The organism is Methanomassiliicoccus sp., assembly GCA_012719175.1.
Taxonomy (GTDB): Archaea; Thermoplasmatota; Thermoplasmata; order Methanomassiliicoccales; family Methanomassiliicoccaceae; genus UBA6.
Map to the genome: position 1 here is coordinate 43841 of JAAYAX010000015.1, position 15801 is coordinate 59641.

Genomic DNA, 15801 nt, shown 5'->3' on the forward strand with positions numbered 1-15801 from the left:
ATGCATCAAGGTCACTGGCCGAGCTACGGCGGAGGGGCAACCATTATGATTCGTAGAACGATTGTCGGACCCGGGCTGGATGCGAGAGGGACGCTTTCGCATCATGGCGCCATGGGAGATCGGAGCACCCAGAGGGCATATGGAAGGCAGAGGAGGAGGTATGCGCGGTTGGTCAGCAGGGCCTTCCGACGGACGGGACCGTCGTTCCATCAGGGTCACCACTGACGCCCCCCGTAGGTCCGCGTCCCAGGGTGACGGCGGCAGGAAGATGCTCTACCGCTACCGTCGGCTGATCCGATACCCTCTGCATCAATGGCCGCGTCTTGCGGCTATACTGGCCCTATCTGCCCTCATCTCACTGACGGCGGTCCTCCAGCCTTGGCCGCTGAAGATACTGGTGGATCATGCGCTGGGAGAGGCGAGGATGCCGGACTGGCTGTCCGCCCTCCTGTCCACGCTGGGGATGGAGGGCGGTCCTGTGGACCTGGTCATCATCGCGGCCCTGGCCAGCCTGGCGGTGTTCGCCCTTAGCAGCTTCCTCACGGTTTCCCTGAACTGGATATGGGCATCCACAGGTCAGAAGGCCGTGTACGATCTGCAGACCGACCTCTTCGACCGCCTTGAGCACCTGTCGCTGCGATTCCACAGCAGCTCCAGCGTGGGCGACTCCCTGGGCCGCATGAGCGTGGACTCGTACAGTGTGTACTCCATGATAGACCTCATAGCCACTCCCTGGCAGCAAGCCCTCACCATCCTGCTGGTGGGAACGGTGGCGTGGAGCATGGACCCTTCCCTGACGATGATAACCTTCGTGGTGGCCCTGCTCATGGGAATGTTGGCCGTCTTCTTCGGCCCCCGCCTCCGAAGCATCAGCAAGCGGACCCGGCAGGCGGAGAGCCAGCTCACCTCCTTTGTCCATCAGGCCCTGACCGCGATACCACTGGTCCAGGCTTTCGGGCTGGAGGACCACAACGACAGACAGTTCCGGAACCTGGCCTCCGGAGTGGTGCATATCTCCCAGCGGAACGCCCTTATCCGCGGAGGATATGCCTTCGCCATCGGTCTGGTGGTGGCCGTAGGCACCGCCATCGTCCTGTTCGCCGGAGGCCAGCGTGTTTTGGGGGGATCGCTCACGGTGGGTGGTCTCATTGTCTTCACCTCCTATCTCGCCACCCTGTTCACCGGTTTCCGCTCTCTCATGAGGATCTACGGTGAGTTCAAGTCCACCGAGGCTAGCATGGACCGCGTCCTGGACGTGCTGGATTCCACGGACATGGTGAAGGAGGCGCCCGACGCCATCGTCCTCCCCGAGCGCGAGGGCCGCGTGGGACCGCGCATCACCTTCGAGAATGTGACCTACGGATATGAGGAGGGGAGGCCGGTGCTACATGACATTGACCTGGATGTCCGGCCGGGGGAGACCATCGCCCTGGTGGGGCCGACGGGAGCGGGGAAGAGTACCTTCGTATCCCTGGTCCCCAGGTTCTTCGATCCCTGGGAGGGCAGGGTGCTTTTCGACGGCATCGACCTGAGGGAAATCAAGATCGACAACCTCAGGGCCCAGGCATCCATCGTGCTCCAGGAACCTTACCTACTGCCACTGACAATAAGGGAGAACATCGCCTACGGAAGGCCGTCGGCCAGTGATGAGAATGTGATCGCGGCCGCCAAGGCGGCGGGAGCAGAAGAGTTCATAGTTCAGCTGCCCCAGGGGTACGACACGGTCATCGGCGAGAGGGGGATAACGCTATCCGGCGGACAGAGGCAGCGCCTCGCCATCGCCAGGGCATTCCTCCGGGACGCGCCGGTGCTGATACTGGACGAGCCTACGTCCGCTCTCGATGCCAGAACGGAGTCCGATCTCCTATCGGCTCTGGAGCGACTCAAGAAAGGTAGGACCACGTTCATCATCGCGCACAGGCTGTCCACGGTGAAGGGGGCGGACCGCATCGTCGTCCTGGAAGAGGGCAGGATAGTGGAGGTAGGGAATCACCAAGAGCTTCTGGTCAAGGGTGGGCTGTATTCGCGCCTCCATGCATTGCAGTTCCAGGACCCGGAGGGAGGTGCTCTATGAAAGGCTGGTGGCTTCGCCTGCTGTCCCATGTGAACCTCCGCGACCGCGGCCTCATTGTGATCGTAGCGGCGATTCTCCTCAACGCGATCATGACCATCATCAGGCCCTGGCCCCTGAAGTTGATCATTGACAACATCCTGTCCGGCCAGCCTCTCCCTCAGAGCCTCTTCTGGCTTCAGCAGCTTCCCGGAGCCGGCTCCCCCGAGGTCTTCCTGGCATGGATGGCCGGGGCCACGGTCCTGATCTACATCACCACACAGGTCATCTCCGTCGCTCGCGACTACTCTCAGACCGGGGTCGGCAAGCGCATGATATACGCCCTAGCCGGGGACCTGTTCGACCACCTGCAGCGCCTCTCCCTCCGCTTCCACACCTCCCAGCGAGCGGGGGACCTGGTGCAGCGGGTGACCTCGGACACCACCTGCGCCCGGGACCTTGTCCTGAATGTTCTTTTACCGAGCTTCAGCTCCATCATCACCCTGGCCCTCATGTTCGTGGTGATGTTCAGCCTCGATCCATACCTCACGTTCTTCGCCCTCCTGCTGACCCCGCTCATAGTGGTCATGGTGCGCAGGACCTCCACCCCCATGAGGGAGCGCACCTACAAGCAGAGGAAACTGGAGGGAGAGATGACAGCCCTGGCGGAGCAGACGTTGACCGCGATGCCCGTGGTGCAGGCGTACGGCCGGGAGGAGATGGAGCGTCAGCGGTTCCGGGAACTGGCCTCGACCACCTACAGGGCGTACCTCGACGCCATGATAACGAGGGTAAAGTTCAACCTGGGGTTGAGCACGATTACTGCGGTGGGGACGGCCATCATCATGGTGTTGGGAGGCCTCCACGTCATCGAGGGGAGCTTGACCGTGGGAGGCCTGCTGGTCTTCCTGTCCTACCTTGAAGCGCTGTATGCGCCCCTGGAGACCCTGGCGAACGTCTCCGTATCCTTCGCCACCGCCGGAGCGGGCGCCAAGAGGGTGCTGGAGATCATGGACGTGGAGCAGGAGGTCAAGGATGCCCCCGACGCCGCTTCCCTTCCGCCCGCCAGCGGACGGGGGGCCCGCATCACCCTGGAAGGCGTAACCTTCGGCTACCAGGAAGGTAGGCCGGTGCTACATGACATCGACCTGGATGTCCGGCCGGGGGAGACCATCGCCCTGGTGGGGCCGACGGGAGCGGGAAAGAGCACCCTGGTAGGCCTCATATCCCGCTTCTTCGACCCCTGGAGGGGGAGGGTCATGTTCGACGGCACGGACCTCCGGAAAGTAAAGGTATCCAGCTTGCGGTCGAACATATCCAGCGTGCTGCAGGACCCTTATCTGCTGCCGCTGACGGTGGCGGAGAACATCTCCTTCGGACGTCCGGAAGCGCAGAGGGAAGAGGTGCTGGAGGCGGCCGTGGCCGCAGGGGCGGACGAGTTCATCTGTAAGTTGCCCCAGGGGTACGACACGGTCATCGGCGAGAGAGGAATAACGCTGTCCGGCGGACAGAGGCAGCGCCTCGCCATCGCCAGGGCGTTCCTCCGGGACGCGCCGGTGCTGATACTGGACGAGCCTACGTCCGCTCTCGATGCCAGGACAGAAGCGGACCTGCTGGCCACTCTGGAACGTCTTAAGAAAGGCAGGACCACGTTCATCATCGCACACCGCTTGTCCACCATACGCGACGCCGACCGCATAGTGGTGTTGAAGGACGGCAAGGTCGTAGAGGTGGGCTCACACCATGAGCTGATGATGCGTGGCGGAACATACAGCACGTTCTATGGCCTGCAGTCTGGGACCTTCACGGAGACGGGGCGCAACGACCAATGACGTCAGCGACCTGACCGTGAAGCTGTTCCCTGGCCTGCGCTTCTACATCTCCTCTTCCAGCGTGCAACGGACGCTCACATATCACATAAAACAAGTCTTTGGATGGACGGCGCCCGTGCCCATGCACGAAGAGGGTTGCCACTTGTGGATTCCAGAGCTATCAGCAATGGTTCGTGACGTGCCGGGACCTTCCACTATGGTTTTTTGTAATCGAGATTATCCTCTCATGCGTGGAGGAAAGGGAATGACCGTCTTAGTCACATATATGTCCCAGACAGGGAACACCAGGAAGGTGGCCGAGGCCATCTATGAGGCGATTGTAGGGGAGAAAGAGATCAAGCCCATGGACCAGGTGCAGGGCCTGGACGGGTACGAGCTCACGTTCGTAGGATTCCCGATACACCAGTTCGGAATCGCGAAGCCTGCCAAGGAGTTCCTGGAGAGCAAGGCCAGGGGGAAGAAGGTAGCGCTGTTCTACACTCATGCGTCGTGGTCCGACCCCTCGTTGCCGCCACAAGTGATGGAGCTGATAAAGAAGTTCCGGCAGAGCGTGACCGACGCCGCAGCCGGTTCGACGGTTCTTGGTACCTTCGACTGCCGCGGCGAGCTCGGCGAGGCAGTGGCCCAGGGATGCTTGAAATCCCCAGATCCCCTCGTACAGACATTTGGAAAGATGCGCCCTATGACCCTGGGCCATCCTGATGCGGAGGAGATATCCGCGGCCAAGGCCTTTGCCAGGGACATGATGGCCAAGAAGTGAACGCTTAGAAAGAGAGGGGTCAGACATACTGACCCCAAAATATTTTTAAGGCCCACCCTCGGCAATGATCATAGGGAGAGCGAGATCATCCCCGAAACGCTCGCCTCCAGGCCGGCCAGCGCCCATCCCTCCTCGATCTCCTCCGCGCCTTACACATACAGCGGCTTGGTGCTCGATCCTCCCGCTCGGACCAGTCTGCGAACGACCTCAGCTACTGACAGCTCTGCCATGACCATCCTCTCCTCCCATGTTAGCGGGGTCCGTAATGCTAGATTTTTCCTCCCCCTCGCATATGGGTCCCACGACCCTGGTGACCCAGCGCCGGTCCGCGCGAAATCATATATGAGATGCCGGTCCCATATCTCCACGGAGGTTGACAGGATGAGCAGGTACATCGATCCCACGGCAGTTCTGATAGGCAACTATGAGCTGGGTGAAGGGGTGAGCATCTGGCCGTATGCGGTCATAAGGGCGGACCATGACCGTGTGGTGGTAGGGGAGGGAAGCAACATTCAGGAGCACGCCGTGCTCCACGTGGAGACGGGGTTCCCCACGATCATCGGCAAGAACGTCACCGTGGGCCACGGGGCCATCATAAACGGCGCTACCATCGGGGACAGCTGCATCATCGGCATGAACTCCACCATCGTGGAGGGAGCGGTCGTGGGGGACGACTGCATCATCGGGGCCAACGCCGTGGTCACCGGCACCATGAGGGTGCCCCCGCGCTCCCTGGTGGTGGGCATCCCCGGCCGCGTGGTCAGGTCCGACGATCCCACACTGCATGAGCGGGCGGAACACAACGCCAAGGCGTACCACGCGCTGAGGGACGAGCATCTCGAGGGACGGTACCGCCGTTACAATGGCTCCGGGCTGTGATGACGCGATACGAGACGCTGCATGCGAAACCGCCCTCGAAGCACGGAAGTTTACCTTCCCGACCGCAAGCTGGTGCTGCCTAAATGTTATCATCGCTAATGACGTTGATAGACGCAGGACTCCCTTGGAGGGACTGCATCGATGATGGGAGGTAGGACCATAACGAAGCCGTGGTTATCGTTGGTACTGGCAGTTATGATGGTCGCGTCGGCAGGAGGCCTGCTCCTCGGCAGCGCGGACACCGCGGACGCGTCCCTCTCAGTGACACCAGTGGTGCAGAGCCTCTCCGACGGGGCCTCCTGGTGGTACACGTCCATGGCCATTGATCCCCAGGACCATGTGCATGTCTGCTACAGCGATGGGGAGGACCTTCACTACGCCAACGATGCCGGCGGAACGCTCTCCTCACTGACGCTAGAGGGCGCGCACGGGGCGGGTGTGGACTGCTCTCTCGCCGTTGACGGACAGGGAAGAGCGCACATCAGCTACACCGACAACACCGACGTCGACCTGCGCTACGCCACTAACGCAGGTGGCTCATGGTCCTACGAGATCGTGGACAGTTCCGGTGAGGTGGGCAGGGACTCGCGTATCGTGGTGGACGATCAGGGCGTGGCTCACATCGGCTACATCGGCTCGGGGCTGAGGTATGCGGAGCGATCGGGAGGCGAGTGGAACGTGGTGACGCTCGATCCCGACGGCGAGGACATACACGCCATGGTCCTCGACTCCCGCGGCCGAGCGTACATCCTGTACTCGGACGGGTCCAGCCACCGTTATGCTGCCATGACCGACAGCGGATGGAGCCTGGAGACGGTGGTGGACCGGTCCCTAATACCGGGTGGCTCCATGGTATTGGACGCGCAGGACCGTGTCCACTTCACCCTGGTGAACGCCAACTACGATCTGCTATACGCTAACGAGAGCACGGGGTTCTGGAACGCGCAGAGGGTGGCCACATCGGTCAAGGCTGACAGCCCCCGCATCGCCGGCGATGACGATGGCAGAGCGCACATCATTTACACGGATGGGCAACGCTCCTCACTGATGTACGCGACGAACCTAGGCGGCTCGTGGAGCAGCCACGTTATTGAACCACAGGACGAGGGACGGTCGGTATACTCGGGAGCCGTCGTGGTGGACTCCCAGGGCGCAGCTCACGCCCTCTACCTGATGGGGTCACCGTCGACCAACGATCTCGTGGTCAGGTACGCCTCCTTCACGCCCGATGTCCACACCGTTCCGTCCGCTCCCCAGGAGCTTACGGCCGTTCCTGGTAATAACCAGGCGGAGGTGAGCTGGTCCGCACCCCTGTCCGATGGGGGGTCGCCCATCACCGGCTACCTATTGTACTGGCGAGAGGGGGCGGAGGGTGTTGATTCCTCGGTGTTCGTCAACGTAACGAGCTACCTGCGCACCGGCCTGCTCACTGGGAGGGAGTACTACTGCAAGGTCGCCGCCATCAACGACGAGGGCGTGGGTCCGAACACTAGCGCCATCTTGATCACGGTCGCCGGTGGAACACCGTACCCCTCAGCACCTCGCGGCCTTTCCGCAGCGTACTCCGACGGCACAGTGGTGCTGACATGGTCAGCGCCGACCTACGGAGAGAACATCACAGGTTACAGAGTTTACCGCGGGACCACCTCCTCCATGGAGCATCTCGCAACGGTCAACGGCACTACCGCTGAGGACAGGGACCTCCAGGCAGGGATGACCTACTACTACAATGTGAACGCCGAGAACGAGAGCGGTGCGGGCGAGGTCAGCGAGACGGTGAGCGTGACGGTCCCGTCCTCGACATTAGATGACATCATCGCTTTCCTGGGGTCCACCGGCGGAGCGGTCTTGATAGCGGGCCTTGCGGTAGCGTCCATCGGTACCGCATGGTATGTCCTGGGGCGCCGCAGAGCGAGATGAACATCGCCTCCTTCTCCATTTTAGCCCGGCATGTAGATCAAGCCCCCGGAATGTGACCGGCATTATTACTTGCCAAGAACTGATCAGGAGGGGATGCCAAGGGGGGTTCGGACAACCGGCAGCATCACCCTCCTCGGGTCAATCGGACCGTCCTTCGGCGAGCGACACGATCAGCCTCTCCAGCAGCTCCTGCACCTCTTGGAAATCGAATAGCACGAACTCTGCAGCCGTCTGACGCTGGACCTCGGTGACCAGGATGGTCACGCCCTTCTCGCCTATGGTCCTGAACGCGTGCTCATCGGTGACGTCATCACCGATGTACATGGGAACGGCGCCCTTCCTGATGCCTATCATGTCGATGACCAGGTTCACCGCCCTTCCCTTGTGCCAGTCCATGTTGGGCCGGAGCTCAAAGGCCCTCTTCTCCATGATGCTCTCCAGCTCCGGGAACTTCCTGGCGATGTCCTCGAAGACGGTCTTCAGCCGGGGATAGTCATGGGGGTCCACCAGCCGGTGGTGAACCGCCACTGCGAACCGCTTGCGCTCCACCAGAGCGCCGCGGATGTCTCCGATCCGGTACCGCAGCGCCATCTCCGCCTGGTCCAGCAGAGGCTTGAACCGCTCACCCCGGTCCTCCACGTAGTGCCCCCAGGGCCCCAGCACCTCGTAGCCGCCGCTCCCCACGTATATTAGGTGGTCCAGGCCCACCTTGCTCCTGACATCCGTAAGGCTGCGGCTGCTCATCAGCGCCACCGGGCAATAGTTGGCGAGGCGGTGGAGGGTTCCACGCATGCTGTCCGAGAGAACGGCCTTGGAAGGCACCTCCACTATGGGCGTTAGCGTTCCATCATAATCCAGGAACACGATGGGGCTGCCGCCCATGAGCCTCTCTAGGATGTCGTCCCACCAGTCGAGGGCCGACCTATCCATCCCATCGATCATCAGCTCCATGGTCAAAACGTCAACTCCTTCTCTCTTCTTTGGCTCTCCCGACACTTAAATACTTTGCTCACAATCATTTTTATAATAATGAAGGGCACAGTTTGAGCGAGGTCGGATCGGGGGCTGGGCGTGGCAGATACCGTAGCTGACCGTTCGATTTCGTAACTGCGTCCTTCACGATCAACGCCTCCGAAATTTGGGTCGAACCATCGCACAATGCTAACTTTCACGATATCAAAAGTAAAAAGCCAAATTTTATATACTGGCCGTTACAAGATGAATATTGCTTTACGGGACCGCGGAGACTCGACGCCCTATGGGTGACGATCTACAAGTAGTCTCCATAAGTGGAACTAATCCATTGGCGTTCAAGAGAAGGCGTGGGACCGGTGTAGCTAACTGGTAAAACGATTCCCTCGACTCAATAAGTCAAGAATGCCAAAGGGGCGTGACGCGGCCGTAAAGCACCCATCTGTTCTGTCATGTACCTATCCTATTATTGGTCCATATCACCCCTGGAAATATGTTCAACTATGAATGGACCATTAGAAAAAGGTTCGAGAAAATGGTCCAAAGATAAAGCGGGCTCCAGTATTTCGTGGAATAGTTCCTTAACGGACAAGCAGGAAAACGAATGATGTGTTAATATTCGTAAACCCGTGTACAATAATTATTTGAGCGCAGGGTTAGAACAAACATCATACAGAATCTGATATAGAATTCTCATGAGGAGGTGTATGATGTTCGAGGCAGAACCGGTAAATGATCCCAAGGGGTGGAAGATATTTCTCAGAAACCACTGGAAGCTGTTCCTGGTGATGATCGGTGTGGCCGTCGTGGCCTTCATCTGGTCGATCCTGGTGTACCTGTGGTTCGTGGGACAAGCACAATTGACGGGCATGGTGCCCACCACGCTGGGCCTGTGGTCCATGGGGCATCTGGTGACATTCCTGCTGAACCTGTTGTTCTGGATGGTCCTTTTGGTCGGCCTCCCTCTGATCGTCGTCGGGGTGGTCGGCTGGCTGTGGTGGAGGAGGCTGCCATTGGAGGAGAGAGCGAAGTACCGCTTCTTCCGCAACCGCTCCCGCAGGTCGGACGGCGGCAATGCCATATCGTTCCTGGTGTTCATAGCGTTCCTCATCAAGGTCTATGTTGACGGGAACTGGAACGTCGCTTTCGGTACCTGGACCTTCGACTATCTCGTGTACTCGATGCTCACCGCGTTCATCTGGGTGATCGCAATTATGGCGATTCCCGCTGCCATCGGCCTGATATGGTGGTTAAGTCGAAGAGGGAGGTGAGCATCAGACAGATAATATCGTCCAGGTTCGGCAACGACACCTGGAGGTCGGAGCGTTCATCCAGTGTCTAATTTGCCGCCTCATGGTAATCGTAGATACGCTCTTTATTTGAATCCTGGACATTTGACCGGGATGCAACGATCGCCACACATAATAATGGTCACGAACGTATATGATAATTTTATTTTTTCATCATGAAATCATATTATTTTATATACTATTTATGTTCATATCTATGGTCATGAAAAAAACCATACTTGATAGTCTCAGGAGCGAACTACTTGACCGGGGGTCGCTGGATTCCCTGCCTGAGGCCATCTGGAAGGGGATGAGCTCGCTCAACACCTATGGTACGAACGCCATCGAAGGAAACACACTGAGCATGGATGAGGTGGAGACCGTCCTCCTCGGCATGAAAGGTGTGGAGAGGCCGATCGCTCACATTCTGGAAACGATCCAACACGAGAGGGCGTTCAGAGACCTGATGAAGCGAAGAGGTAGGGCCATCAATCTGGTGACCATCCTTGAGATCCATGAAGAGGTGTTCGTGGGACTGATGGACGATGCGGGCCAGTGGAGGCGGACAAACGTGAACGTCCGGGGTGCATCGTTCACTCCACCAAGGCCGGAGAAGGTGGTACAGAGGATGGACGCTTTGATCGAGGAATACGATAGAAGGGACATGGAAGGCGAAGATCCATTGATATTAGGGTCCTGGCTGCATCATGGCTTCGAGGCGGTCCATCCATTCAGCGATGGCAACGGGCGTGTGGGAAGGTTACTGCTGAACCTTCACCTCATGAAGCACAACTGGCCGCCCGTCCATGTCCTTCCGCCAGACCGTGACATCTATCTGGATGCACTGGAAGAAGGCAACAAGGGGTCTCTGGCACCGCTGACCGATTACCTGAAGGTCATCATGGGAAGCTCCCTCCTTGACCTCCTGTCCCAGGTAGGCACTGCTGAAGACGAACTGAGGTCCCTCATCGAACTACAGGAAATGGGCCCTTATTCAGCCAAATACCTTGCCCTGAGAGCAAAGCAGGGTGAGCTTCCGGCCTTAAGGATTAAGGGTGGTTGGAGATCGAGCAAGCGGGCCCTCGTCCTATATTCTGATGAGGTGGGAAGGGATTCGAGGAGGAAGTGAACTGGCAGGTCAGCTCATTCCGCCAGCTCGCTCATCGCGGCGGCCCGAACTATCGGTCCGTCCTCTTCCCTTCCTTCAGCAATGGCAAGGCCTCGATGGTCCCTGACGTCTCCGACGTCTCTAACCCAAGGAAGGAGGTTTCCTTCATGACGCCGTCCACCGCCTTCTGCAGCGACCTCTCGGTGATCAGCTTGGCCTTTTGCTCCACCGGGGGGTTCACCTTGGTCGACCTCTCGTACTCTTCCATCTTATCCGTCATGTCCTCCGGCAGGCAGCCACATTCCTTGAGCGCCCTGAAGCTCTCCTCGCAGAAGAACGCGTCCACCTGGATGCGCCTCTTCGTCAGGTGGCTGAACCTACCGATGACGCGGCAGATGCTGTCCCGGTCCTCCGGGCTCAGCTGGTCGGCGAACTCGTACTCCTCTATCTTCTTCAGGCTGAGGATTATAGGCTCCAGGGAGTCGACTGTCACCACAAAGACGTTGTAGTCGCCGTGGTTCATCGTATGCTCGTCGAAGAGGTGTATGGTATTGGACGGTACGACGAGGTATACGTCCTTCTTGACGCTGGCCTCCTTTACGTACTTCTGGACTTCGCCGGATTGCTTCTTCACATAGTCCGGGAAGTTGGTCAGATCGTCACCCTGGGGGCTCTTGGCGTCGAAGATCACGTACTCCTCGCATATCATGAGGGTGTTGTCAGGTTTGCCCTTGAACGGCACCTTCTCCTTGCCCACGTACTCTATTGCATGCTTATTGCATAATGACCTCAGCGACTCCTCGACCCTCCGCTCGTGGTTAAGCCAGGTCCTCTTCATGTCCTCGAACTGCTTCTCGAAGGCGGCCTTCCTCTCCTCATCCAAACGCGCCTTGTCCTCCTTGAGGACGGCCATGAAATGGTCCAGCTCGTTCATCTTGTCCGCGTGCTCCTCGCTCCTGGAACTTTCGACGCTCTCGAACTGGGTGATGCGCTTGTTGCATTCGGCGAGCGTCGTGCTCAGCTCCTCGTGCCTTCGCTTGTGATCGCCGATTTCCGCCTCCAGCTCGCGGACGCGGTTGGAGTTGCTCTCCTTGGCCGTCAATGCCTCGGCCAGCCTGCTCTCCCTCACCGTTAGGTCATCGTTCCTCTCCTCGACGTTATGTTGCAAGGCAGTGACCTGAACCCGGAGCTCGGCGACCTTCTCCATGCTGGCCTCAGCCGAGGTCTCCAGCTCGCGTATCCTGGTGATGCGCTCATTGAGCTGAGCCTTCGCCTCGTCCAACGCCGTCCTGGCCTGCGTGAGCTCTATCGTGAGCCTGCTCACCTCTCTGCCGCCGGCCTCGGCCTCCCGTTTAGCGGACTCGAGCAGCTGGTTGAGGCCGTATAGCTGCTGGTTCACGCCATCCCTCTGGTTCCTGAGCAGCGCGTACTCGTTGCTGGCCTCGTAGCTCAGGCTCCGGATCCTGCCCCAGGAAAACAGGCGTCCAAACAGGCCGATGCTCTTCACTTCCTCGAAGAACGCCTCCATTGCCGTGCGGTTAGTGATCGCCATTAGTGCCCACCCATCCCAAACTGGATGGAGATGTCCTCTCTGTGTATTAACTATAATCAGAACAATATGAAAAGGCTAGAATCCCTCTTCCCCACCGAGCGCCCCATCGTCCGTGGGAAAACGGGAAGAGCTTGCGGTGCTACCATCGGGGCTGATCATTAATAGGATGCAGATGGCATGTTGGTTCTGTGAGCTGAGTTGACGGATGATCGCAGCAAGGCCATCGTGATCAGCCTAACTGCACTGGGGATTTCGATAGTCTCGATCGTTATCTCATATTATCTGCTGGACCTAGGAATCTGGTCTTGGGTGATCGGCGGCCTCGTTATGACATTATGCCTCCTGGCATCCTTTTATTTAAGAAGAAGTGCCGGGAGGGAGGTGGTCGCGCGGGTCAGGGCCACGGACGACGAGGGGTTCCAGAAGATGGAGCGAGTGCTGAACCGCACCGTCGGCAAGCAGCCGACAGGCCCGCTGTGGGAGTCCAGGGTTTATAAGCTCTCCAAGGGGGACGTGCTCAAGGTGGAAGTGATCGCCGATCACGAGGTCACGGCCCGGCTGGTCAGGACCGGACCCGTTAAAGTGAATGTCGATGGCTCTACCGGCCCTGTCAAGAGGTGGTCAAAAAAGATCGAGGTCCGCGAGGGTGGAGATCATCGGGTCATCCTCGATTGTGGACATCCCAAGATCACCGTGACGGTCAAGATCGGGTTGCGGTCGAAATGATTGAAAATGGCACCACTCTGCATAATGGCCCATGGGCTGATAAATTATGATTAGGAGAAGTCTCGAGCCCTCTCATCACCTGCGCTATCAGTTGATGAGGTCCACTCCGAATAACGATAGCAGAATGAGCAATATGGATGCCCTGGTTATCCCAGCGCACAGGTTGGCGAACGCGAACATCTGCATGGTGAACACTCCGTTCTTGTTCAATATCGAGAAGATGTATAGGGGGACGGTATCGGTCATCAGGGGGACGGAGAGGATGAGGTACAGGCCGAGGTAGTTCAGCTTCTTCACCAACCATTCGGACTTGGCCACAAGCCATCCGAACCCCGGCCATTTCGCGGACCAGCCCTCGACCTTGTCTCCGATGCCCAGACCCAGGTAGAACACCAGGACGCTACCGACCATCTTGCCGAGACCCAGGATGGCTGCCAGCATGATCACTGGCGTGTGTGGGCTCAGCAGAAGTCCGACCTCCACTGGTATGGGCAATATCACCGCGGCCATGATGGCGTAGAAGAAGAGAACGATGCTGTAAGCGATGGGGTCCGCCGCCGTCTGGGCAAGAAAGCTCATCATGCCATCGATGATCGATGTGAGCGTCTGCGGTAACTCCACGAGTAGCCGTATGCCCTCTTTCTATTAACCTATTCTACCAGGCATGGTGCTCATGATAACCAGGACCGGACAGTGGTGGTCAGTTTCGTTGAGGCATCATAATGAGCGCCATCTAGGAAAAGACCATCAAATAGCGATCGATCGAAGCGTAGCCAGATCATTGATGATCCAGGCGATGGTCCATGAAAAGCTCATTATAAGAATATTATTTTTTCAACATAATATATTTAAGACCCGTGTGGTCTTGATGCTTTTGGTCAAACCCCTATGAGCAAGCATGCTGCCTCCCTAATCGTCGATGGTGACGTAAAAAGAGTGTATGAATCCGCCCTACGATGTCTTGCCGGTCAGGAATATCGACTGGTCAGGGACGAAAGTCCTACGCGACTGGAGATGGAGCGCGGGAACCCATGGTACTCCACCATCTTCCTGTTCCCAGGGTATGCCAGAAGCTGGAAGGACCACTACTGCCATGTGACAGCGTCGTTCCTCAAGGATGCGCCCGGCAAGGTCCGTATCGAGTGGGACTTCAACTGGAAGTACAGCGTGATGCGGCCGATGATCATGGAGCTGGTGGATGAGGAGATATCCAGCATAGGTCCTTGTGCTCAGTGATGGATGTCAAGATAGGACTGCATGCTCAAGCATCATCACGTCAATTCCTTTCAAAAGTGTATCTATGAGCTCCAACCGCATCTCTATGGCATCGGCCGCTGTGGATTCTTCTCCAGCTTGGACGTGTCATATCCCTTGGTACTAATGCGCTGCAGCAGCTCCTCATACAACGTATCGTCCATCTGTGGCGTTCTCGAGAGGATCCACAGGAACCTGCGGGACTCCTGGCCGACGACCGCGTACTCGTAATCCTTCCCGAGCTCGATGATCCAGTAGTCCGCTGCGAAGGGCCAGAAGAATGAGACCTTCAGCTTGGCGTTCGTCTTCTTATCGACCACGGTGGCGGTCCCCTTGGCGACCTTCTCCTTCCCATTGAAGTCTTTCACGTACCCTTTGTTCAGCACCCTGACCTTGCCGTTGGGAAGCAACGTGTAGTTAGCGGTGATGCCTACGAGGCCCTCTTCGAACTTGAACGGTATCTTGGCAATCTCATACCATGTTCCCATGTACCTTTCCACGTCGACATGATCAACGGTCCTGAGCTCGGGCATCATACATCCAAATGATGCTCTTTGCTGGATTAATTCGTTTCCCTTGCTGGACATGATATGATGGTAGATGTTCGATCATCGGCTGTCGAGACAGGCATGGTGGCGGGCCACGACGAACAAGCGTTTGAACGGGAACAGGACCCTGCCATCTTGCTGCGCGACGTAGGTGGTTTTCAATACTTTGCACACAGAGGCTTTGAAGTCGACTATCTGCTCGCCCTCCAGGTGGTCAGTGTACGGCCGTAGGGCTGTCGACTCCATCATGCTGATGATATCACTGTGACCGGGCATTATGTGGAAGTACTCCGTCGCCCACATCTGGATGTCGTCGGTGAGCTGGGAAAGCAGGTCGTAGTAGAACCCATCGGGGTGGAACGAGAAGCCCGTTCGGACGTCACCCAGTTTAGGCGACCATTGTGGTGTCGATACTAACTCGGCGACCACCTTCGACATTGGCATCTGGTCGTACTGAGGGAGCTGGGCCGCGAAGATGCCTTCCTCACCGAGAAGTTTGAACAGGCGCGGGATCAGGGCTTCGTGGTCGGGCATCCACTGCAGCGAGGCGTTGGCAAAGACCACGTCGAACGTACCCAGATCCGAAAGATCGCCGGAGGCGTCCCGGACCAGGAACTCCGCCTCTGGGCAATCCTGTCGGGCCTTTTCAACCATGTTCTTGGAGCTGTCCAGACCGATGACCTTAGCTGCCGGCCATCTATCTCTGAGCGCGATGGTGCTGTTGCCTGGCCCGCAGCCAATGTCCAGGATCCGTTTTGGTTCGGCAGTATCGATGCGGGAGATAAGGTCGTGCACAGGCCGCGTGCGCTCGTTTACGAATCGAAGGTATTGCGTGGGATTCCAGTCGGACATCGTGAATCATCAGCCATGCGTAGCGGACGCTTCCGGTGATGTAAATTCTAGGATATTTC

At 58.1% G+C, this 15801-nt stretch carries 15 protein-coding genes; 9 read left to right on the top strand and 6 right to left on the bottom strand.

Going from position 1 to position 15801, the window contains the following annotated elements; all coding sequences use genetic code 11:
• The first annotated feature begins 268 nt into the window (after positions 1–268).
• From GXX95_11625 to GXX95_11635, 3 genes are all read left to right on the top strand, one after another.
• Entirely contained in the window at positions 269–2074 is a 1806-nt protein-coding gene (locus tag GXX95_11625; protein NLT38782.1) for an ABC transporter ATP-binding protein, read from the top strand.
• Positions 2071–3882: an ABC transporter ATP-binding protein gene (locus GXX95_11630; GenBank protein ID NLT38783.1), complete on the top strand. Its 1812-nt coding sequence runs from the start codon at positions 2071–2073 to the stop codon at positions 3880–3882. Before GXX95_11625 ends, GXX95_11630 begins: the two co-directional genes overlap by 4 nt.
• Positions 3883–4126: 244 nt before the next feature.
• Positions 4127–4642: a flavodoxin gene (locus GXX95_11635; protein ID NLT38784.1), complete on the top strand. Its 516-nt coding sequence runs from the start codon at positions 4127–4129 to the stop codon at positions 4640–4642.
• Positions 4643–4791: 149 nt separating this feature from the next.
• Here GXX95_11635 and GXX95_11640 read toward each other — a convergent pair whose 3' ends face one another.
• Positions 4792–5037 (bottom strand): hypothetical protein, encoded by a 246-nt coding sequence (locus GXX95_11640; protein NLT38785.1) that lies wholly within the window; start codon positions 5035–5037, stop codon positions 4792–4794.
• On the opposite strand from GXX95_11640, the gene GXX95_11645 reads away from it, so the two are divergent.
• A complete protein-coding gene (locus tag GXX95_11645; protein ID NLT38786.1) occupies positions 5024–5521 on the top strand; it encodes a gamma carbonic anhydrase family protein in 498 nt (165 codons plus the stop codon). The genes GXX95_11640 and GXX95_11645 overlap by 14 nt on opposite strands.
• A gap of 141 nt (positions 5522–5662) precedes the next feature.
• Entirely contained in the window at positions 5663–7441 is a 1779-nt protein-coding gene (locus tag GXX95_11650; protein ID NLT38787.1) for a fibronectin type III domain-containing protein, read from the top strand.
• Positions 7442–7579: 138 nt separating this feature from the next.
• On the opposite strand, the gene otsB is transcribed toward GXX95_11650, so the two are convergent.
• A complete protein-coding gene (gene otsB / locus GXX95_11655; GenBank protein NLT38788.1) occupies positions 7580–8398 on the bottom strand; it encodes a trehalose-phosphatase in 819 nt (272 codons plus the stop codon).
• Positions 8399–9123: 725 nt separating this feature from the next.
• Here otsB and GXX95_11660 point away from each other — a divergent pair.
• A complete protein-coding gene (locus GXX95_11660; GenBank protein NLT38789.1) occupies positions 9124–9684 on the top strand; it encodes a hypothetical protein in 561 nt (186 codons plus the stop codon).
• A gap of 235 nt (positions 9685–9919) precedes the next feature.
• The gene (locus GXX95_11665) at positions 9920–10831 is read left to right on the top strand and encodes a Fic family protein (GenBank protein NLT38790.1); all 912 of its coding nucleotides are present in this window, start codon (positions 9920–9922) and stop codon (positions 10829–10831) included.
• A gap of 49 nt (positions 10832–10880) precedes the next feature.
• On the opposite strand, the gene GXX95_11670 is transcribed toward GXX95_11665, so the two are convergent.
• Entirely contained in the window at positions 10881–12362 is a 1482-nt protein-coding gene (locus GXX95_11670; GenBank protein ID NLT38791.1) for a hypothetical protein, read from the bottom strand.
• Positions 12363–12743: 381 nt separating this feature from the next.
• On the opposite strand from GXX95_11670, the gene GXX95_11675 reads away from it, so the two are divergent.
• Positions 12744–13088, top strand: coding sequence for a hypothetical protein (locus GXX95_11675; GenBank protein NLT38792.1), 345 nt, complete (start codon positions 12744–12746; stop codon positions 13086–13088).
• Between the two features lie 87 nt (positions 13089–13175).
• Here the strand turns inward: GXX95_11675 and GXX95_11680 are convergent, their stop codons facing one another.
• On the bottom strand, positions 13176–13709 hold the full coding sequence (locus tag GXX95_11680; GenBank protein ID NLT38793.1) for a hypothetical protein: 534 nt from the start codon (positions 13707–13709) through the stop codon (positions 13176–13178).
• Between the two features lie 267 nt (positions 13710–13976).
• Between GXX95_11680 and GXX95_11685 the strand changes: the two genes are divergently transcribed.
• The gene (locus GXX95_11685) at positions 13977–14324 is read left to right on the top strand and encodes a hypothetical protein (GenBank protein ID NLT38794.1); all 348 of its coding nucleotides are present in this window, start codon (positions 13977–13979) and stop codon (positions 14322–14324) included.
• Positions 14325–14407: 83 nt separating this feature from the next.
• On the opposite strand, the gene GXX95_11690 is transcribed toward GXX95_11685, so the two are convergent.
• On the bottom strand, positions 14408–14875 hold the full coding sequence (locus GXX95_11690) for a lipocalin family protein (protein ID NLT38795.1): 468 nt from the start codon (positions 14873–14875) through the stop codon (positions 14408–14410).
• Positions 14876–14950: 75 nt separating this feature from the next.
• Positions 14951–15742: a methyltransferase domain-containing protein gene (locus GXX95_11695; GenBank protein NLT38796.1), complete on the bottom strand. Its 792-nt coding sequence runs from the start codon at positions 15740–15742 to the stop codon at positions 14951–14953.
• Positions 15743–15801: the final 59 nt, after the last annotated feature.